Annotated in this window: 13 protein-coding genes; 9 read left to right on the forward strand and 4 right to left on the reverse strand. The window is 43.7% G+C overall.

Annotation, left to right across the window (positions count from 1 at the left end; all coding sequences use genetic code 11):
* The first annotated feature begins 11 nt into the window (after positions 1-11).
* From J7E35_RS11720 to J7E35_RS11740, 5 genes are all read left to right on the forward strand, one after another.
* Complete coding sequence (locus J7E35_RS11720) at positions 12-584, forward strand: hypothetical protein (RefSeq protein WP_214779914.1); 573 nt, start codon at positions 12-14, stop codon at positions 582-584.
* A 63-nt stretch (positions 585-647) separates the two neighbouring features.
* Positions 648-1,343, forward strand: coding sequence for an N-acetylmuramoyl-L-alanine amidase (locus J7E35_RS11725; RefSeq protein ID WP_214779915.1), 696 nt, complete (start codon positions 648-650; stop codon positions 1,341-1,343).
* A 190-nt stretch (positions 1,344-1,533) separates the two neighbouring features.
* On the forward strand, positions 1,534-1,650 hold the full coding sequence (locus tag J7E35_RS23705) for a DUF4304 domain-containing protein (RefSeq protein WP_214780083.1): 117 nt from the start codon (positions 1,534-1,536) through the stop codon (positions 1,648-1,650).
* Positions 1,651-1,738: 88 nt separating this feature from the next.
* The gene (locus J7E35_RS11735; protein WP_214779916.1) at positions 1,739-3,085 is read left to right on the forward strand and encodes an S-layer homology domain-containing protein; all 1,347 of its coding nucleotides are present in this window, start codon (positions 1,739-1,741) and stop codon (positions 3,083-3,085) included.
* Positions 3,086-3,133: 48 nt separating this feature from the next.
* Positions 3,134-4,099 carry a sensor domain-containing diguanylate cyclase gene (locus J7E35_RS11740; RefSeq protein WP_214779917.1) on the forward strand — a complete coding sequence of 322 codons (966 nt, stop codon included), beginning with the start codon at positions 3,134-3,136 and terminating at the stop codon, positions 4,097-4,099.
* Positions 4,100-4,149: 50 nt separating this feature from the next.
* On the opposite strand, the gene J7E35_RS11745 is transcribed toward J7E35_RS11740, so the two are convergent.
* The 3 genes from J7E35_RS11745 to J7E35_RS11755 all read right to left on the reverse strand — a co-directional run bounded on the left by J7E35_RS11745 (position 4,150) and on the right by J7E35_RS11755 (position 15,602).
* Entirely contained in the window at positions 4,150-10,995 is a 6,846-nt protein-coding gene (locus J7E35_RS11745) for a pullulanase (RefSeq protein WP_214779918.1), read from the reverse strand.
* 310 nt (positions 10,996-11,305) lie between these two features.
* Positions 11,306-14,233 (reverse strand): S8 family serine peptidase, encoded by a 2,928-nt coding sequence (locus tag J7E35_RS11750; RefSeq protein ID WP_214779919.1) that lies wholly within the window; start codon positions 14,231-14,233, stop codon positions 11,306-11,308.
* 100 nt (positions 14,234-14,333) lie between these two features.
* A complete protein-coding gene (locus tag J7E35_RS11755; RefSeq protein ID WP_214779920.1) occupies positions 14,334-15,602 on the reverse strand; it encodes a DUF3221 domain-containing protein in 1,269 nt (422 codons plus the stop codon).
* Positions 15,603-15,906: 304 nt separating this feature from the next.
* Here J7E35_RS11755 and galU point away from each other — a divergent pair, with 304 nt between their 5' ends.
* The gene (gene galU, locus J7E35_RS11760; protein ID WP_214779921.1) at positions 15,907-16,803 is read left to right on the forward strand and encodes a UTP--glucose-1-phosphate uridylyltransferase GalU; all 897 of its coding nucleotides are present in this window, start codon (positions 15,907-15,909) and stop codon (positions 16,801-16,803) included.
* A 128-nt stretch (positions 16,804-16,931) separates the two neighbouring features.
* Here galU and J7E35_RS11765 read toward each other — a convergent pair whose 3' ends face one another.
* The gene (locus tag J7E35_RS11765; protein ID WP_214779922.1) at positions 16,932-18,380 is read right to left on the reverse strand and encodes an S-layer homology domain-containing protein; all 1,449 of its coding nucleotides are present in this window, start codon (positions 18,378-18,380) and stop codon (positions 16,932-16,934) included.
* Positions 18,381-18,597: 217 nt separating this feature from the next.
* Between J7E35_RS11765 and J7E35_RS11770 the strand changes: the two genes are divergently transcribed.
* The 3 genes from J7E35_RS11770 to J7E35_RS11780 all read left to right on the forward strand — a co-directional run bounded on the left by J7E35_RS11770 (position 18,598) and on the right by J7E35_RS11780 (position 20,156).
* Positions 18,598-18,930, forward strand: coding sequence for a hypothetical protein (locus J7E35_RS11770; protein ID WP_214779923.1), 333 nt, complete (start codon positions 18,598-18,600; stop codon positions 18,928-18,930).
* 270 nt (positions 18,931-19,200) lie between these two features.
* Complete coding sequence (locus tag J7E35_RS11775) at positions 19,201-19,623, forward strand: hypothetical protein (protein WP_214779924.1); 423 nt, start codon at positions 19,201-19,203, stop codon at positions 19,621-19,623.
* 266 nt (positions 19,624-19,889) lie between these two features.
* Positions 19,890-20,156, forward strand: a complete 267-nt coding sequence (locus tag J7E35_RS11780) for an IDEAL domain-containing protein (RefSeq protein ID WP_214779925.1) — start codon at positions 19,890-19,892, stop codon at positions 20,154-20,156.
* Positions 20,157-20,199 lie beyond the last annotated feature (43 nt).

The raw sequence follows: 20,199 nt of genomic DNA on the forward strand, positions 1-20,199 counted from the left end.
AATGTCACTAGATGATGAAGGTAGGGGTTTATATGCACTCATTAAACATCAGTAAAATAACCATTCCTTATGATCCGAATTTGTTGCATAAGTGGAAACGACGGGATCCTGGAATTGTTCCTGCTTTTCTGCTTGGCCGTAAAGGGCCAGGGATCAGCAATGGGTACGGTTTTGGCGAATGGCATGCCGAGCAGTATTTCCGCAGTCATGGGTATCATGTTTTTACAGATGAGTTCAATTTCCTTTCGCAGAAATCGATGTTTGACCCCTATAACCGAATGATTGCGACCCTTATAGGTCAAGAAAGAATCTCAGCATTTAAGCAGGAAGCGGCCCGGCTGATCGAAGGAAATGTTCTAATTGAAAACCCGGATCTGTTCGTCTACAACTTGGATTCTATCTTTTTTGCTGAAGTAAAAAAGGAAAGAGACCATCTAAGAGAATCCCAACTGCGCTTTATGTATCTTGCTAAAGAGTACCTTGGAATTGAGAGTGTCTTAGTTTACCTTTGTGACCGAACCATCGAAGTTGAAGTGGAAGAGATTGAGGAACAGTTTTCAATGAATGAACTTCAAGAGGTATAAAATCGGTGACAGGCACCATCCAATTTATGGATGGTGCCTGTCACCTAAAGGGAGAATGCAGGGATGAATGGGAGAGTTCTGCTGGTGCTTCTGGTTTTTTTGCTGATAATGGGTGGTTGTTCTGGTCAAGTTCATGAGGAGGTTGTGGCCAAAGCTGAGACGAAGAAGAGCAGGGATGTTTACACAGAAATTCAAATCCCTGTCATCAAGGATTTTATGCCAAGGCTTAATTATGTGCCGAGGAGTAATATTCAAACCCATGTTGTGCTCCATTTTATCAGCAATGCGGCAATGAATCCTGAAAATCCATATATATATGAGGATATCCGGGAGATTTTTGTGAATTATGATGTTTCTCCTCACTATATGATTGATCGCGAAGGGAAAATCTATTATTTGTTGCCGGAAACCAGGGCTGCCCGGCATGCCGGCAAAGGCGAGCTGCCAGGGTATCCTGAATATAAAGATGATTTGAATGACTATTCCATCGGGATTGAGCTTATGGCGATTGGGACTGAAGCGGAAATGGGAACAATCCTCTCCGGAGAAGCCTATAAAAAAATCCCTCAAGAGCATATTGGTTACACAGATGCCCAATATCAATCACTGAACCGGCTGCTTGAAGACATCCTGGGCAGGAATAAAAAGATTGGGCGGAATAGAGAGCATATTATTGGGCATGATGAATATGCTCCTGAACGGAAGGATGATCCCGGAAGCTTGTTTGACTGGTCGAAGATAAATATTGAAGGAGAATAAATATGAGGCTCCATCATTTTATTTTTAAAATTGAAACAGTACTTACTGCTGGGGTGATAATTTTAGTAGGTGCATTCACTATCTGGCTGATAGCTAAAAGTATGAAGAAAAATGTATAAATTGGAGTGCACAGTTAATGACCATTGCAGGATATGTTAAAAGAAATCATTAAGGATAGTATTGCCCCTCTATTCAAAGCCAAGGGTTTAAAAAGAGAGGGAATAACTTTGCAAAGGATTGTGACGGATTTTCTTTGACGGTGAATATCCAGTCCTCAAGGTATTTAGTGACAGGCACCTCCCAATAAAAGGGAGGTGCCTGTCACTTTTTCTATATTGGCTTTTAGAATAATCTGGTAAAATGTATATAGGAAAAAAGTAGGAGGTTCTGTGATAATGAGAGGGGAAATGAGATTCATAGTTTCGATGGTTTTGATGGTAGTGCTAATAAGTTTTGTTACTGCTGGTCCTGGGTTTGCTAAAACTAAATTTGTAGATGTGAATAGTTCCTATTGGGCGTCGGAGGAAATCAGTTTTTTGGTTGAAAAGGGTGTGATTGGCGGTTATAAGGACCAAACGTTCCGTCCGGGGGAAAACATTACCCGAGGGCAGGCTGTCATCATGATTGCAAGGGCCTTTAAGCTGGATGGTTCCAAGTATAAGGATCCTGGGTTGAAGGATGTCGGTAAAACAAGTCCATATTATATGCCGGTAAAAGTTCTGATTGGTGAAGGTATTTTGACGGAAGTCATTACAGAAGGCAAGCTGCTGCCTTCCAAGGCTTTGACGCGCGGTGAAATGGCCTCTATTGTAGCGAAGGCATACAAGCTGGAAGGGGCTTATAAAGGTCAATTCAAAGATGTGGGCAAAACGCATTTTGCCTATGATGATATCAACTTGCTTGCCGCTAACAATATCACGATTGGTTTTGCTGATAAAACTTTCAGACCGAATAAACCGTTAACGAGAGTGGAGTTCTCGGTTTTTTTAGCCAGGGCAATAGATGACCGATTTAAGACACCATCTGATGGTCAAGAGACGGTCAGTCTTCCAAAATTGGATTTGGTAGGGCTGGATACGGAAAACCCATATTATTGGACGACAAATCAAGCGCATATTGCTCTCGGCGGGAAAGGCGGAGTGTACAGTCAAATTAAAGACTACGTTCAGCCGGGGATGGAGTTCTTGGCATGGAAGGTGTCAGAAAAACCGATTAACCTCGCAGAAATGATTGAAAAGCCTGGGAGGATCGAGACAATCGGAAGAAATTCAGCCATTATTAACCACATTTCTAGTGAAGAAATTTCTGATCCAAAACGATATGTCACGGTCATTTTCTATGACAAGGATAAAAAGCCGTTGGCCTACCAGGAAAATGTGATTACACTCAAACCTGCAATCATCACCCAAACATCAGCAGATAAAATCGATGGCAATGGCATTTTTAAAGTGGATAATAGCAGAGGGATTTATTTCATCTCCACGAATATCCCTGCAAACTATCAGACACTTGGATCCTATTACTCACTGCACGGCAGTTACTCAGACTTCACATACAATGATGCCATTTCCGCCAAAGGAGACCGCATCTTTAAAATTAGTGACAGCTTCGGTTTATCGGCAGTTGCCATAGCCAACTTCAAAGAAACCAATAAAGACGGCAAGTTCTATATTACCCTTGTTATCTATGATCAAAACCTCAAGCCAGTAGCCTATGTAAAGGAAGAGTTGAATTTGAATTAGGTGACAGGCACCATCCATAAAATGGATGGTGCCTGTCACCTGGAAGGAATGAAAATAGTGAAGCTGATGATGTTTTTGTTTGGTTTGTTGGCGGGGGCTGCTGGTTTTGGGGTGTTTTATTTTTTTGAGAAGAGAAGGGTTCAAAGGGAACAGCTTGAGGAGGATCAGCGTTTTACTGGTTTGGTAGCGAGTAGGAAGGATATTATTTATTATTTTGAAAAGAAACCTGGGTTCCAGTTTCGTTATGTCATGCCGCCTTTGGAGCATTTTTTCGGAGAGGAAATGGCGAAAGAGGCCTTTGTGGATCCTTCAAAGTTCTTTTATCTCGTACATCCTGACGATTTAGAAATGCTATGGAAGAAAATCAGGGGCGAGATAGATTACAATCAGCCGATCATTTACAGGATCAATGACCGGAAAGGCGGCTATACCTGGTATGAAGAATATACGACTCCTGTATATAAGGATGGAGAAATAGTCGCGTTGCAGGGTATACTTCGAAATATTTCAGAGAAAATCAAGCTTCAGGAGGAACTGGAGTATCGAATCAATCATGATGATCTGACAGGTGTGTATAATAGGGGTTATTTTGAGAAGATGCTTGAAAAATATGATTCCGAAGAAGATTCATCGGCTGCGGTCATTATGTGCGACCTGGATGATTTGAAACATGTGAATGACCATTTTGGCCATAAGGCAGGGGATCTGTTAATCAAGGCTGCTGCCAGCATCTTGAATGGTTTTGCTTCTGACCAACTTGTGGTTTCCAGAATGGGGGGAGATGAGTTTGCTCTATTAGCTGCTGGTTTCAGTCGGGATCATGTAGACAGAATGGTCAAAGAAATCGCTGATCAGGTGAATAGTCATACGATTGAGACGATTGGATTATCTGTCAGCCTTTCAGTTGGTTATGCTTATTGTGACCACTCTTTATATAAAATGGATAAGCTTTTTAACGAGGCAGACCAAAATATGTACCGGAACAAGAAGAGTAGAAAGCTCGTGTTGATATGAAAAAGTGCCTGGCACCTCCCAATTAAAGGGAGGTGCCAGGCACTTTGTTTTTAATAACTCATCAACTTCGCTTTTTCGAGGAAGTTTGCAAGGATTTTGGCCATTTCGTTACGCTGTGTGTTGCCTGCAGGTCCGAACTTGTCTTTTGCTTTTCCGTTCATGATTCCTGCCTGGTACACTGCTTCTACGTCTGCTTTGGCCCAGTTGCCGATTGATCCTGCGTCTGTGAAGTTTTTAAGTGTCTTCGTTTTATCCAATCCAGATAGGTCGTAGTTGATAAAGTCGAGTTTCATCGCGCGACCGATCATTGCGGCTGCTTCTGTACGGGTAATCTTTTCGCCAGGAGCGAATGTTCCGTTGCCTTTGCCCTGGATGATTCCGTATTCGATTGCTGCCATTAATGCGTTGTTGTCGTTGAACCACTCATTGCCTTTTACGTCCTTATAACGGCCGTCGTATTTCTCGCCAGGCAGTCCAAGAGCACGTACCAGCAATGCTGTGAATTCTGCGCGAGTCAGCTGCTGTGTGCTGCCGAATGTTCCGTCGCCCTTACCCTTGATGATGTACTTGGATGCAAGAGCTTCGATGTACTGTTCAGCCCAGTCCTTGCCATTATTGACATCAGTGAAAGTCACATCATTTTCAACAATTGTATAGGTTGAGTTAGTCAAGGACTTAATCGTTGCCTTCTTGCCATCGAATAATGTAGGAACTGCACTGAACGTACCATCTTCGTTCAGTTTTACAGCAACTGCTTTGGAAGCGTTGAAGTTGGTGCTGCCAAGGATTTCGCGCTCTACATAGGTGCTGAATTCCTTGATTTCTTCTTTCTTGCTTCCGGCTGCTGCTTCAACGGTGAAGTCGATGATCGCAGATTTAATGTTCAGCTTGTTTTTAGCGTCTGGCTTCACCACGTTCACGGAAACCGTAATCTGAACGTCGCTTGCAGACACACCAAGCTTTTTAGCAAGATCTGCAACATTCACTTCTGAAACAGGAAGAGTGTAGCTAGCATCTTCTGTAACAATTTCAACTGTTGCCTGCTTGTTTTTCTTCGCTGCTTCAGTAAATAGGTTTGCAGGAAGCTGTGCTTTTACTTTTTCGCCAGCTGCCGGCTTTTCAAGCTTAACAGCTACGTTTGTCTTATCAGCAGTAATCGCATTGACGATTTCAGCTACTTTGTTTGCCGCTACCTTCGTGATGACTTCAATCATGCCTGAAGGGTTCTTTTCCTTCACGACTTCTGCTGCACCTGCAGGAAGCTCGATTGTGTGAGGCTTCTGAGCTGCTGGTGGGGCAGGAGGGTTCGGGTTTGTCCCGCCGTTGTCAGCAGGAGATTCTGTTGCTTTACGGTCAAGCTTGATTACAATTGTCGTTAATGGATCCATTGTTAATTTATCTCTTGATAAGCTGAAGCCGGATTTTTCTGATACAGGTTTCACACCAGCTTCATCGCTGTCGACAAGCACCTTGCCGCCTGTGAAGTTGTAATCGCCAAGCGTCAGTGTGCGCTCCTGTGTATCAGCGTTCACGAACACATAGTAGTTGCCAGTGTTGTCAGTCGATACGTTTTCGTATGCGATGACAAGGTCTGTATCCTGGATTTCAGGGATATCAAGCAATGTTACGTTTTGGTCAACCAATTCCATTTCGCCGAGGCGGAAAGCGTTCGTTGACTTTCTTAACTCAATCAAACCTTTAGTGAAGGCTTGTGTTGTTGTGTTCACTGCGTATTCTTCTTTGTTTGTTGCTTTTTGCCAATCGAACATGTTGATTGCGTCGGAAGAATCATAAGAGTCGTGGATAAAGTATCCGAATGACTTTCCTTGTGCATCCTTCAGTTCGTGGTACTTCTGTTCAGGAACGCCTTCGCCTTTCCACTGCTTCGTTCTGCCATATTCCTGGCCTGCGTGGAGGAATGCGGTTCCCTGTGATGTTAAAATAATCGAGTTTCCTATGCGGATACGCTTATGGATTTCCAACTCATTTTCTGGTACTGCTGGATCCTTCTTGATGGATTGTGCAATGACATCGTGAAGCGGCAGGTTATCGTGCGCTGCGATGTACTGGACCATATCGCCTGGATCGTCGTCAGCAGTATTGCCTGGCTGACCTTTGATGTTGTTGAAGATTGTGTTGATGTCTCTTGCTCCGCCTGTGATGAAACGAGGTTCACCTTCAGAACCGAAGCCTGATTTCAATTCGTTGCGGATTTCGTCAGAGAATACGCCAACGTCATCTGTCTTGTCCATCCAATCCTGGTCTGCACCCATGCCAGCCAGTTCTGGCTCAGCGATATGGCCTGCGAATGTTCTCCAACCCTCGCCGATGAATAAAGCATCAGGATTCACAGCAGCTGCTGCGTCATATGCGTTTTGAACGGATGGATAGGTTGCGTCACCCATCATATCGAAGCGCATACCGTCAATCTTGTACTCTTCGAACCAGTATTTCACTGAATCTACCATTAGCTTTTCAGCCATTGTATGGCTTGTTGCCAGGTTGTTTCCAAAGCCGCCAAGGAAGTTGCCTTGAGCGTCCTGGAACGCATAGTAATCAGGAACGATATCATTCAGCTGGCTGGCTTTTGCCATATGAGTGTAAACAACGTCAAGGACAACACCCATTCCAGCATCATGGATTGCATCGATCATTTCTTTAAGTTCTTTTACGCACTGTTCAGGATTTGTCGGGTCAAGTGAGTAAGCTCCATCCGGCGAGAAGTAGCTGTGCGGGTCATAGCCCCAGTTGTACTCGTTTCCGCCAGCTGAGTAATTAAGCTCTCTTTGCCCCATCTTTGTTTCGTCGCCATAATACCAGGCCATTACAGGAAGCAGTTGGACATGTGTTACGCCAAGAGACTTGATGTATTCCAGCTTGTCTTCGAATGCTTTGTATGAACCCCATCTTGCATTGAGATCACCTTCGATTGAAGGATCTGAAGTAAAGTCACGTACATGAACCTCGTAGATGACTGCATCTTCGCGCTTTTCATAGCCATCGATCTTCGCGTGGCTGAATCCTTCAGGATCTGTATCGCTAAGGTCAACGATCGCTGCCTTTCCAACAGTGTCTCCGTCTGGACCAGCTTCGCCTTCCGTATTCACTGTGAAGGCTGCCATTGATTTTGCATAAGGGTCAAGTACCTGACGAGTCACGCCGTCATTTGTTACATCATACTGGTAAAAATAACCCTCAAGATCAGTGACGTTTAGGTCTCCAGGAGCTACGTCTGCAGACCAGACTCCTTTGTCACCCTTCGTCAACTCGATGCTGCCAATGTTTTCAGCTGCGTTATCTTTGTTGAAGAAGTTTGCCACAACCTTGCTTGCTTTTGGAGCCCATAGCTTCAATGTTGCTCCGCCGTTGTTGTAGGTCGCACCAAGGTCATTTCCTTCATAAGCATACATATCATCAAGCATTCTCCAGCCAGAAGCAGCTGAAACCGTTCTGCCTGCATATGTTACGGATAATGGAAGTTTATCTAGAGCAAATTGTGCTGTAATTTTTACAGAAGTTGTGCCTGTGATTTCGACGCTGTCGATTGTCACTTCAGCACCGTCTGCATCTGTGATTGCAAGAGCTTCTGCTAATGCCTCTGGTGTCAGGCCATCTGTTAGCGTGAAGCCTAATAGAATTGTTTTTTCATTGAGAACTTCTGCAGATACAAGACCTGTAGCCTGCTCCCAGTATGGAGAAACGTAGACATTGTCATCACCTTGTTTTACCCATACGTGATTGTATTTGTCCAGGAGGTTGAACTTTTTGTCCCCGCCATCCTTTTCTTGCGTTGCCTTGTTTAGGGTTATCATCCCAATTTCTTTTGCGCTTTCTTTCAGCTGGATATCGACATACGCACCATAACGGTCTGTATTTTCGAAGCTTGGAGCGTCTGCTGTCCAGTTTGAAGGAGGGGATGTAACATCACCCCAGAACCAAAGCCCAAAGTCTTCGTAGTCAGCGTTATCACGTACATAGTGAACGCGGACTGTGTTGGCTGGAAGGTCAACTGGTTCGTATTTGTAAACCTTGTCATCACCCTGTTTGATAAAAATCTCATTGATTTCCGGCGATGTGATTGTAAAGCCCTTGTCTCCGCCGTCTTTACCAGCATCACCTTTCGTAATATCCATTACGAGGAAGCCGATGTTCTTTGCGCCTTCTTTAAGCTCTACATCGATATATGCTCCATAGCTGTCTGTCTTTTCGAACATTGTAGCGCCTGTCGGCCAGTTGGCAGAAGGGGAAGCTACATCGTTCCACAGCCATGCACCAAAGTTTTCATAGTTATTGTCGTCACGCTTGTAGTGGATCCGTACATGGTTCGCAGGGATTGGTTCAACTGTTCCATCTCCGCCGCCATCCCCAGTACCAGCAGTTGCAGCAGCCGTAATGGCACCGCCTTCAGCTGTCAGTAAAACAGTACCGCCATCAGCTTTTGCAGGGATTGTTAAAACAACTTCTCCTGTTTCTGAAGCAGTGAAAGTTTGGCCTGAATAGTGGTCTGTAACGACCGCTCCGGCATCAACTGTCAATTTCACTTCTTTTGCTGTGTCAGCAACGTTCAAGCCAACATATGCAGCTTCATTTCCATACGTTCTAGCAAAAACCATGAACTTGTCAGCGTCTGTACCGCCGATTGACTTACGTTCACCTTTAGCGAAAACTTCGGAGTTATCGCTGCGGAAGTTCAGGATTTTTTTATAGTGTGAAAGGACATTGTTGCCTTCAACCTGATCCCAGGCGAGGTCATAACGGTTGTCGTACTGCGGATAGTTATTTGCTCCAGTTTGTCCAAGTTCTTCACCGTAGTAAATGACCGGCTGGCCTTTTGCTGTTGCTTGCAGGGAAGCAGCAATTTTAAGCTTGCCAACGTCATTGCCGACAGCATGAAGGAATCCATCTTCATCATGGCTGCCAAGGAACTGGCCAAGTGTAGCACTGTTGTCGATTTTTCCGTTACGGGAAATCAGGGCATCGTTGGCTGCTTTTAGCTGGCCATTTGCGAAGTTCTTCGCGATATTTTTAAAATCAAAGTCGAGAAGGGAGTCCATCATTCCTGATTCAAGGTATCCAGAGTCATTTCCTGCACTTGCTCCCCAAGTTTCGCCGATCATCTTGTGTTCCGGCATTTTTTCAGTAATTGCGTTCTTGAACGCCATCCAAGTTGTGTCTTCAACGTGCTTTACAGTGTCTACACGGAAGTAGTCGATTGTGTTGCCTTTTGAAGTTGTAGCTTTGTCGATCCAGTCAGTCTGCCATTGGATGATTGCGTTACGTACTGCAGGGTCTTCCGTTTTGAAATCTGGAAGGCCTGCCAGTTCACCGCGAACCTCATCGGATCCGACATTGCTGCCCTGACGAAGTAGGCTGCTGAATGCGCTGCGCTCAGCATCCGTTGGGTAGCCGGCAGGAGGGTTTGTAACCTGGCCATCAATATCTTTCAGGCCATAACCTGTGTGGTTCAATACCACATCGACCATGATTTTGATGCCGCGCTCGTGTGCTGCGTCAATCAGGTTATGGAAGTCCTGCATTGAGCCGAAATGAGGGTTCAATTGCCCAAAATTACTAGCCCAATATCCGTGATAAGCATAGTAAGAGTGGCCTTCCGCATTGTCGTAGCGAACATCGTGCTTGATGTTTTCAACAATTGGGCTGATCCAAATTGTGTTTACGCCTAGTTCATCAAGGTAATCTAATTTTTGTGTGATCCCTTTGAAGTCACCGCCCTGGTAAGTACCGCGGTCATTTTTAGCATCGTAGTTCTGGTTGTAAGGATCATTATTTGTTGTATCACCGTCAAAGAAACGGTCAGTCAGCATGAAGTAAATGATTGACTCATCCCAGTCGAAATCATTTTCGCCGACAGCTTGTCTTGTTTTGACTTCTACAGTAGTTGAACCGTTGTAGTAGTTTCCGAAAGAGTCAACAACAGTAAGTGGAATTTCTTTTGATCCCGCAGTTACATTGTCATCCACTGCAATGGTGATTTCTTTTAAGGAAGGGTCGATTTCAAGCTGATTCGATCCGCCAAGTGCCGAAACGTCAGCTGTGATTTTGCTGATTGACAGACCTTCTGTCAGGCCTTGTACATCAACGGATAATACAGCGTTCTGGTTGTAATCAATCGCAGCTGGTGCGACTGTTCCTGAAACCGTCAGTTCACTCTTTTGGAAGACGATTTCTGAAGTCGGATTGTATGGGTCCTGAACTTCGGTTGTAGTACCGTCTTTCATGGTTACAGCATAAGTATAAGGAGTTGAGCCATTAGGGATGTTATCGTAAGCAGCTACGAATCTCTCATTTTCAGACTCATACGTCATTGGAATGGTTTCGTTATTAAACTTCAATTCTACCTTTTCGATCGTGTCCATTGCGTCGTTAGCAAAAAGCTCTTTGTCGCGATAGAAGAAAGTAGCATTTCCCTGGTCAATTTTAGGGGCAGATCCATCAGGAACGATGCGGATTTGTTCTACACCGCTTGTGATGAAGGCTTTTGTGATGGAGTCGTTTTGGCTTAGTGGGATAAAACGGTCTCCAAATTCTTTTTCGGCAGTATTCCAATCATAGGTGCTGCGTAATACAAAACCCATTTGAGTGGCATTTGTGCCAATTGGGATTTCAGCTACAGCCCTACTGCCCTCTTTAGATGCAAAGTCAATTTGGCCATCGGAACCATCTGTGTTCCAGACCCAAATGTTCCAATCGCCGAAAGTTTGATCTTCACGAATATACGTGAAGCGAACTTTCCGTTCGTCAGCTGTCACCGAGTCTTCTGTTGTCGAAGAACCTTCTGCAAATGCTTGAGGAGCAGGCACAAAAGGCAGCCACAGGCTCAGCAGCATGATCGCAGTCATGAAGATCGAGAAATTACGCTGTGTGTTCTTTCTCATTTACATTTTTCCTCCTTAATTTAAATAATTGTTCAGTAGAGTAGTAGATTATAAAAATCTAGTACTTTACCACTAGTGAAACCGTTTGCACAAGTGAACAAAAAAATTATGCTTCAATGAATGCAAACGCTTGCAACGAGTTTTCCTCTCAATATTACAATAGATTCAAAGAAACTTCAATTCATTAAAGCAAAAAGAATCTGCTGAATAATCTAAAATGTGAAAGAAACGTGAAGCAATTATGACTTTAACAAACTAACACGCCAGCGCGCCGGGGGTCTGACCCCCGGCGCGCTGGCGCGTTTATGCTTTAGTGTAGTGCTCGGTATAGGACTACGCTTGTTTGGGCTCTTGTTGCTTTGGCGAGCGGGTTGAAGCTTCCGTCTGGGAGGCCTTTTATGAGTCCTGCTTTGGTTGCTTGATAGATTTCTTGTTTGAAAGTGGTGCTTAGCTGCTTGTCGTCTGTAAATGGTTTAGTCGTTGCTGAGTTCTCCTGGAGGGCAGCCGGATTTTCGACTCTCAGTGCCCGCACGATCATCGCTGCCATTTCTTGGCGGGTGATGACCCTGTTCGGCTGGAATGTGCCATCGCCAAGCCCGGATGTAATTCCATGGCGCTGAGCAGCTTCGATAAATCCGGCAGCCCATGTCTGGCTTTCAGGCACGTCCTTGAACGTCCCCGCGTATTCTCTGGTTGGGATGCTGAGCATTCTTGCGAGCAGCACGACAAACTGAGCGCGGGTGACTTCCTCATTGGGAGAGAACAGGTCGGCCGTTTTGCCCTGAATAATCAACCGTGATGCCAGCTGTTCAATCTCGGGTTTAGCCCAATGATTTTTAATATCCAGGAATGTTCGATGATTCTCCAATACAGCAAAAGAGGCTAACTGCCTTGTCTGCAGCACTAACTTTCCACTGACAATATTTCCGCCTGCAAACTGCCACTCGCTGCCTGCTTTTCTGGCACCGAACATTGCTTTTTCAAGGCCTGCACTTGGTACAGTTGGAAGATCCAATGCGATTGTCATGGGCTTAACAAAAGTATTGAATTGTCTTTTAGTCACCTGGTCAACCATAACGATTTTTGCAAGGTCAGTTAATAGGCTGGCACCTTTTGGTGGTGCCGATGTTTCCTTGCTAACAGAGATCTCGGTAAGGTGCTCAAGCCTCAAATCCGCAATATTTTCCTTCGGCATCAAAATAGATAAGCCATTAAGAGACATGTATAGGTCTTTCTTCATTATTTTTAACTCATTCCAAACATCAGGAGAGAAAATGATTTTCCCTGTGTTTGATGGTAAAGTCAACTCAATTTTACCGTTGGTTTCAACCAGCTTTTCTTTGGTAACCAATAATTCACCATGATCACCCGGTGTCGGTGCAGTCTCAACCGGACTCGGTGCAGGTGCAGTAGGTAACGGGCTGACTGGCTGTTCTTGTGTGCCAGGCACTGATGGAACCTGCCCGCCTGGTTCGCTAGGAGACGGAGATTCAACAGGAACTTCGACTACACTAGCCTCTGTAGTGAAAGCAACAGTTTTACCGGGTGATTCATTCCCTGTCTGATCAATTGTCCTGATAAGCACAGAGTAGGCTGTATTAGGAGTAAGGCCCGTGAGTGTATAAGAAGGAGTTTCGTCCTTCAGCACTGTCTTTATTTTTTCATCGTTAAAATAAAGATTCACCTGGGAAAAATCATCCTCAACAGGGTTTGTCCACGAAATTATTGCAGAAGTCTCTGTAATACTTTCTGCTCTCATTTCTGTTACTTCAGAGGGTGGGGTCGTATCTGGTAAAGCCTTTGTTTTTACCAATATGCTGGCACCTTTGGAAAGATTGCCATGTCCGTCAACGGTTTTGGCACTAATATTGTATTCCTTGTCAGGACTCAAGTCAGTAAATGTGTATGAGTCGGCAGCTATTTCACCTGAAAGAACACCGTCTAGGTAAAGGTTTGTTTTTACAAAATCAGCATCGGCCGGCTTCGTGAATGAAACTGTAATAGAATCTGTGGTTGTTGCGGCTGCTTGCAGGTTTATTACGTCACCTGGTGGAATATCATCCAAAGTATTGTAGTCGATGAACCCGTATCCATAAAACTCATCACGGCCCTCAGGACCTAAATCCTCTGCATATTTTTGCAATTCGACGCGAAGCTCGCTCGCCGATTTGGAGGGATTCTTTTGCTTCAATAGCGCCAGGAATCCTGCGATGTGGGGAGCTGCCTGCGACGTTCCGCTCATCATTCCATAAGTTGAAATGCCTCCATCAACATATGTGCTGGCTATTCCACTGCCTGGCGCTGTGAATTCGACCTCGGTACCGGTAGAGGAAAAGCTGGATAGTATCTTTCGGGAGTCAACGGAAGAAACGGCAATCACAGAGTCGTATTTAGCGGGATAATTGACCGGACTGCCCACATTATCATTGCCGGCAGCGCCAACTAGTAAAATCCCAGCGTTATATGCTCTGTCAACTGCATCCTGCAGTAACTGAACATGGCTCGACAGGCCAAGGGAAAGATTTATAATATCCATATCATTAGCAATCGCCCAATCAATCGCTTCGATGACGTCCAAAATACTTCCCTGGTCACCGTCCATGACTTTCAGTGAGTACAGACTCGCATTGGGAGCTACTCCGACAAACTCTCTGCCTTCAATCGAAGTCGGTCCACCGATTTTTGCTCCGACAATTCCGGCAACATGTGTGCCATGGCCATGATTGTCAAAAGGGGAGGACTCGTCTTTCAGGGTTGCTGGGTCGTCCTCCACGAAGCTGATCCGCTGTACCACATTCGGCATTTCGGTATGATAGGCAACACCTGAATCAATGATCGCTACTTTTACTTCCAGGCCGGTAATTCCTTGTGCCCATGCCTTAGGGGCATTGACTGCTTCTACATTCCATTGTCCAGGGGTGCCCAGCAATTCTACCTGTTGATCGACCTGGTGCTCAATATAGCTGATATCCGGGTCGTTTTTTAAAAAATGAATTGCAGAATCGGATAGTACTAGATTAATGGCTCTCAAGGATGTAAATTCATCCTTTACTTCGATCGCCTGATTCAAAACCTTTTCTCGCCCGGCTGAATTCTTGTAAACTACGACAACTTCCGATTTCTGCATCACCGTATACGGTGGCGACTCTAGCGCAAGTGCAGGAGATACCGACGTAACCATGAGACTTACTGCAGCCAACGGAACAACAACTAAACTACGAAACCTTTTCCTATTCATACTCTGCCCCTTCTTGTTGAAAACTTGGATGCTATTTATATCGGAAGTATAAAGGTGGATTTAAAGTGACAGGCACCATCCATTTTATGGATGGTGCCTGTCACTCTGCTATATTGATTTCAAGTTCCTGCCCCTGGAATCCATACTGGAAATTTACAGTCCATGCGCTTGCTTCTGGGTTAAAGGATATGTCTCGGATAATGAGTAATTCGTCGCCGCTTGTTTTTTTAGCCTCCGTCATGGCTTTTCTGATTACCTGGGATTCGGACATATTCGCGCCGGCAGGCTTGTATTCTGGCAGGACTGTGACATAGAGTGCGCCTCCCTGGCCTGGGTAGGATTCCATGATCGGTCCGTCCGCTTCAACTTCGACCCTTTGCCCGATTTTCAACTTTTTGGCGGCCTCAGGGAAAGAGAAGTGGGTAGCGCCAAATTGCAATTCTCCCGTTGCTTTGTTGTACACACGCCCCTGTGCACTTACCGCAAGCAGACCATCTTTGGATAGTTGCATGATATAATCGCCTTCCTTGGAGGGCTGGTCGGTGAATTCCTTTTCAGGATAAAAAGTGTCAGGCTCTCCTTCTTTGGGAATCATTCGGCCTCTCTGTTCAAAGACGACTTTTCTTTCCGGTAACTGTTTTATGATTTGATTTTTCTCTTCTTCTGAAAGGAAGTTGTGGCCAATGACGACTTCTCCAGTGACGGTATCTACATGGGAAGAGTGATTTCCGCTGGTATAACCTGATAATCTATGAATTCTTTTTACAGTCTCATATACCTTAGTGGTTAAATCATAGTTCTCCGTTGTTGTGTAAGGAGAATAGAAGATATGGATATACTCTGCTTTAATTTCTCCGGCATCGACTTTTGTCTGCATTTCTTGAAGGAACTTAGTCAAGCGGTCATCAGCCTTTTTAACACCAATCCAAAAGCCCATTCGTTCACCGTTTTGATTGCTGTTTTCTAGAAAAATCACCATATTATCCTCTAGAGCTTTGTATCCGCCATAGAGTCTTTCCAAAGCCTGAGGAGCTATAGTTCCCTCGATAGCTTGCATAGTAAGTGCTTCCGCTAGTTCTTCAGTCGGTTTACCGAATAAGCCGTCTTTAAAATCCTGACGTTCCTTAGTTTCTTCAATTTTTTTATTGCGTTCCGGGGTCTCTTTCGCAGTCTGCTTCAATTTCGCAATGATGGCTCTGTTGTTGACAACCTCAATCGTTTTCCAGCCAGATTCATTCGCAGGGAGAGTATTCTCGACCGGTGTTCCCGCTGCTTTGTCGAACCCATGATTGTCTTTATCTGTCGGCCCGCATCCCGAAATGGTAATTGCGACTCCAAGCAAAGCGGCTGCTACATGATGTCTCCTCATAATATCCTCCTAATAATTGTTATTAACTTAGACGGACAGCGAAGGGAGAAGTTACAAATTATGCCTGCTTTAACCCAGTAACGCGCCGGGGGTCAGACCCCCGGCGCGTTACTGTGCTAAAGGGTGGAGTTTTTCGTTCTTATGGCTGGAGGTCTTGATATGCTTGGTTTCTAGGTGTTTTAATCAAACGTTTGATTAAATAAGAATAGCGATTAGAAAATATAATTTTCATAAAGAAATTAGACTGCTAATATAAATTGATAAGATAAAGACCAAAAGAGATGATTTCTAAAGGAGGGGGAGTATGAAGAAAAGGGTTCGAAAGGCGATTATCCCTGCTGCTGGTTTGGGTACACGGTTTTTGCCGGCGACGAAAGCAATGCCGAAGGAGATGCTGCCAATCGTTGATAAGCCGACAATCCAGTATATAGTGGAAGAGGCGGTCGCTTCTGGAATTGAAGATATTATCATTGTTACAGGTAAAGGCAAGCGTGCGATTGAGGATCATTTTGATTTTTCACCTGAGCTAGAAATGAATCTGGAGCAAAAAGGTAAGCTTGATTTGCTTGAGAAGGTTCGTTATCCATCTAATCTGGCGAATATCCACTATATCAGGCAGAAGGAGCCTAAGGGTTTGGGGCATGCTGTTTGGTGTGCCAGGCATTTTATCGGCGATGAACCATTTGCGGTCCTGCTTGGGGACGATGTTGTCCAGAGCGAGACACCTTGTTTGGGGCAGTTAATGGAGCAGTATGATAAAACGAGATCAACGATAATTGGGGTACAGCCAGTGGAAATGGGTGAGACACATCGATATGGGATTATAGATGGAGCGGAGCTGGAGGACCGGCGTTATGTAGTAGAGACACTCGTGGAAAAACCAGCGCCAGGCACGGCACCTTCTAACCTGGCGATTATGGGACGATACATCCTTACGCCCGAAATTTTCATGTTCCTTGACCAGATGGAAACCGGGGCAGGCGGTGAAATCCAGCTGACAGATGCCATCCAAAAGCTCAATCAAATCCAGCGAGTTTTCGCTTATAACTTCGAAGGAAAACGGTACGACGTGGGTGAAAAAATTGGCTTTGTAAAGACGACCATTGAATTCGCTCTGAAAGACCCCAACCTTCGCTCAGATATCTTGAAATACCTGGATGTTGTATTGGAAAAAGAACGTAAAGATAAGAAAAAGTGGTAAAGGGTTACATTACCACGTTAAAGGGATGGGGGTCTGACCCCCGTTAGAGTAACGTGTTAAAGTGCTTTGTTAAATTCAAAAAGCGCCATGGCTGCAGATTAATCTGGCCTTGACGCTTTTTGAATTTATTATTCGATTTCTTCCTTTTTCTCTACTGAACGCTGGAGGAATCTTGCAAAATCTCCTCTTGTCAAGGTTCCGTTTCTGTCAAAGTCTTTAGCAATGGTAATTTTATTATATGCCAGCTTGTTGATATTAGTGTAGTTTGGATCAGTAGTACTTACACCTGAATATTTGTAGCCAGGCGTTGGATTTGCTAGATAGTCTTCAAAAGCCCGAATTAGTATACTTGCCATATCAGATCTAGTTAGTGATTTACTTGGCTGAAATTCACCACCTACACCTTTCATGATTCCATTTGCTTCAGCAATTCTCATATACTCATAGAAAGGATGGTTTGGCAATACGTCTGTTGCTGTTAATTTATAATCACTTGAAGGTACCTTTAGATTCAAGGCTTCTACGATTAATTTGGTAGCCTGACCTCTAGTTAATTCAGAATTCGGTTCAAACCTTGTATCAGAGTAACCATCGATGATATCACGTGCTTGCAGATAAGTTACTACAGGTTGAAGTTCATTCGTAACATCAGTAAAGACATTGACGGTATTGGATGTGATGAGGTTTGATCCTGCCATAAACCCTTCAAAGCTTTTCCCTTTTATCTCGTAGTATACAAAATGATTATTTGTATTTGAACTTTGGTAAGGGCCACTTACAATATGGAAAGGTGTGTAGTTAGGAAGTGTAGCAAGTACCGTGCCGTCAACACTTTTTCTTATTTTAGCTGAATTGATTGAAGTATAAGTGTAAGCGATGTCTCCAGCTTTGTAATTTTGGGCAGTCTTTGTGCTGGACGGCCATTTATAACTAACACCCGCCGGGAAAACCATAATATCAGGAGCACCAGGCTTTGTGTAACTAATGCTTAATTTTGGTGTGGTTCCAATTGGAAGTAGGCTATAATCCCGGATATATTGAAATACCACTTCCTGGTATGCTTTACTTCCGCTGTAATTTGGATCATTACGCTTAGATAGGCCGTTATAGGCCATAATCGCAAAATACCAGTCTTCAATTCTATTTTTGTCATGGTTATTGACTATCGGTAAGTTGCTGTTGTCCCATTTTCGCAATAAGTGTATAGCACCTTGTTCAATGTTATAGCGTGTGTCGTACATCAATCTTTCTTTATTAACGTTATATTGGATAAATTCTTCATTGGAAAAAGTGAGTTGCATTAACCCAATTCCACCATCGGCAGTGATTAGTGGAGTGCCATCATCCTTAAATTGCTGTAACTCTTTATTTTCTTTTAGAGCGATTGCTTTAAGAATTTCTGCTGGAATTCCATTCTCTATTGCAACTTCTCTCAAAATTTCTAACTTTTCCAATGCGGGCAGTTCTTGTCCCACTTCTGCAGCCGCCTTAATGCTCGTTAAGTCTTGAGCGTTAATGCTTGGAGCAAAGCCTAAGATTAAAGTTGTCACTACAGCTGCTTTGATTAATTTCTTCATTCTCTATCCCTCCCAAATAGTAGTTTACCAGAATTTCCAACTATTTACGTATAAAATCAGAGAATAGAAAAATAGTAACAATTAATAAGTTAGAATACTCTTTCGGTTTTTATTGACTAGGGCTATTTTACTAATTAAGATGAAGGTAGATTAAATAAACATATGGACGGGATAAATGGTGAAAATCGAAAGTGTTGTCTTTAAAATTGAAAATCTAATGAGTAAACAACGCTACGGGGCAGCTAGAGAAGTCGTTTTAAAGGAATGGAACCGGATAACTGAACCGAATAACTTTCGTATGCTTGGCCAGCAATCCAAGGATTTAGTCAAAGTTATTGCAAAAGAAAAAGAAACAAATGAGTTTGCTATGCTGACAAATCAGGACAAGAGAATCTTGAGGTTATTGAATGAAGCGGTCAGGGATGTAAAACTTCCTTATGCCAAGAAGATTTTCTTTGAACATAAAGATCTTATTGATCAGGCACATGCTCAAAAGTGGCTTACGGCTGATGCGAGATTTATGTGTTTTGCTTGGCAGAAGGAAGCATAATGAAGGCAGGGATCTTTATTCCCTGCCTTTTTTGTATGTTTGGGCCACCAGCTGTAGGCATCCCCAAATTTGGCACACCCATTCCTCTCACCTCTCACTTTTGATAATCCAAGTATTTTCTTTTAGGTCGAAAGGCATAATAAGTCCCATTCATTAAAAATTTGAATATCGATAACAATGTCAGACGAAAGAACTGCTTCACCGCATTAAACGGGTGGGGGTCTGACCCCCACCCGTTTAATGCGGTGAAGTTTATGGAGGGTGATTTGAATGGAAGCTCTACTTGGTCTAGTACTATTGCTGGTGATTGCTGGGGGAGTTTATGTGTTGTTTGTTAAGAGGAGAGATACTGTTAATCAGGGGGAGCAGCTTGCTGCTGGGATGAATTTTGATCTTGAGAATGTGGGGCCATTTTTGGAGGAGTTGTCGCAGGTTTTCGACCAAGGGTTTACTGACGAGCAAATTGCTTTTATCCAATCTGACATCGAGGGAATGAAGGAAGACCATAAACTTAATGAGATTGGGACCTTTCCGGTGACATACAAAGGGGAAACCGCTGAAATCCGGATAGAAGCTGAAATACATATTGAGGATGATTTGAAGGAAGTAGTATTAACTATGTACAGCCGGCCTGATGTAGTTCGAATAATCGATCAGGAAATGATGAGATTTATAGAGGAAAGAGGGATGTAGTCTCTATTAAATCATAAGGAGATTCACCTCAATAAAGCACCGACCTAAGAGAGAATATGATAATAACGCCCAAAGCACTAGAAATTTTCCAGAACCTAAAAAATGCTGCGGATTATTAAGGGAGAAGGGCTGAATCAGTATATCCGATGAGATAATCTTTCGTGTCTGGTGATTTTCAAATAAAAGGAAGTTATCAGGCACGTTTAATTATAGGCAAATTGTGGGTAAATAGAAATTAATATAACAATCGGGAAGAGGTGTTGATGATGAACAATGATAAAAAGCCTAATTTTTATAAACCAGAAGAATTTATTGACTTGTATCACGACACTGTAAATTTGGAAGATAATACGCAACACCTTTTAAACCAGGAGAGAACGAGATACACAAAAGGCGCCAACGCTGTCATCAAGAAAGTCCAAAAAGAATTCCTGGAAAAAAAGAGAACAGAAGAAATTGACCTCGCACTGGAATTGAAGGATAAGGAAAGATTTATGGCTCTTACATCAGATGGATGGGAAGAAGTAATATGACATAAAGTGACAGGCACCAACCAATTATTGGGTGGTGCCTGTC

Source organism: Bacillus sp. ISL-45 (genome assembly GCF_018613195.1).
Classification (GTDB): domain Bacteria; phylum Bacillota; class Bacilli; order Bacillales; family Cytobacillaceae; genus Mesobacillus.

Bases quoted from the DNA above. Each gene is read 5' to 3' on its own strand.
- J7E35_RS11745 (WP_214779918.1), bottom strand. From the start codon at position 10,995: ATGAGAAAGAACACACAGCGTAATTTCTCGATCTTCATGACTGCGATC.
- J7E35_RS11770 (WP_214779923.1), top strand. From the start codon at position 18,598: ATGAGTAAACAACGCTACGGGGCAGCTAGAGAAGTCGTTTTAAAGGAA.
- J7E35_RS11720 (WP_214779914.1), top strand. From the start codon at position 12: ATGATGAAGGTAGGGGTTTATATGCACTCATTAAACATCAGTAAAATA.
- J7E35_RS11780 (WP_214779925.1), top strand. From the start codon at position 19,890: ATGAACAATGATAAAAAGCCTAATTTTTATAAACCAGAAGAATTTATT.
- J7E35_RS11775 (WP_214779924.1), top strand. From the start codon at position 19,201: ATGGAAGCTCTACTTGGTCTAGTACTATTGCTGGTGATTGCTGGGGGA.
- J7E35_RS11740 (WP_214779917.1), top strand. From the start codon at position 3,134: ATGAAAATAGTGAAGCTGATGATGTTTTTGTTTGGTTTGTTGGCGGGG.
- J7E35_RS11765 (WP_214779922.1), bottom strand. From the start codon at position 18,380: ATGAAGAAATTAATCAAAGCAGCTGTAGTGACAACTTTAATCTTAGGC.
- J7E35_RS11750 (WP_214779919.1), bottom strand. From the start codon at position 14,233: ATGAATAGGAAAAGGTTTCGTAGTTTAGTTGTTGTTCCGTTGGCTGCA.
- galU (WP_214779921.1), top strand. From the start codon at position 15,907: ATGAAGAAAAGGGTTCGAAAGGCGATTATCCCTGCTGCTGGTTTGGGT.
- J7E35_RS11725 (WP_214779915.1), top strand. From the start codon at position 648: ATGAATGGGAGAGTTCTGCTGGTGCTTCTGGTTTTTTTGCTGATAATG.
- J7E35_RS11735 (WP_214779916.1), top strand. From the start codon at position 1,739: ATGAGAGGGGAAATGAGATTCATAGTTTCGATGGTTTTGATGGTAGTG.
- J7E35_RS11755 (WP_214779920.1), bottom strand. From the start codon at position 15,602: ATGAGGAGACATCATGTAGCAGCCGCTTTGCTTGGAGTCGCAATTACC.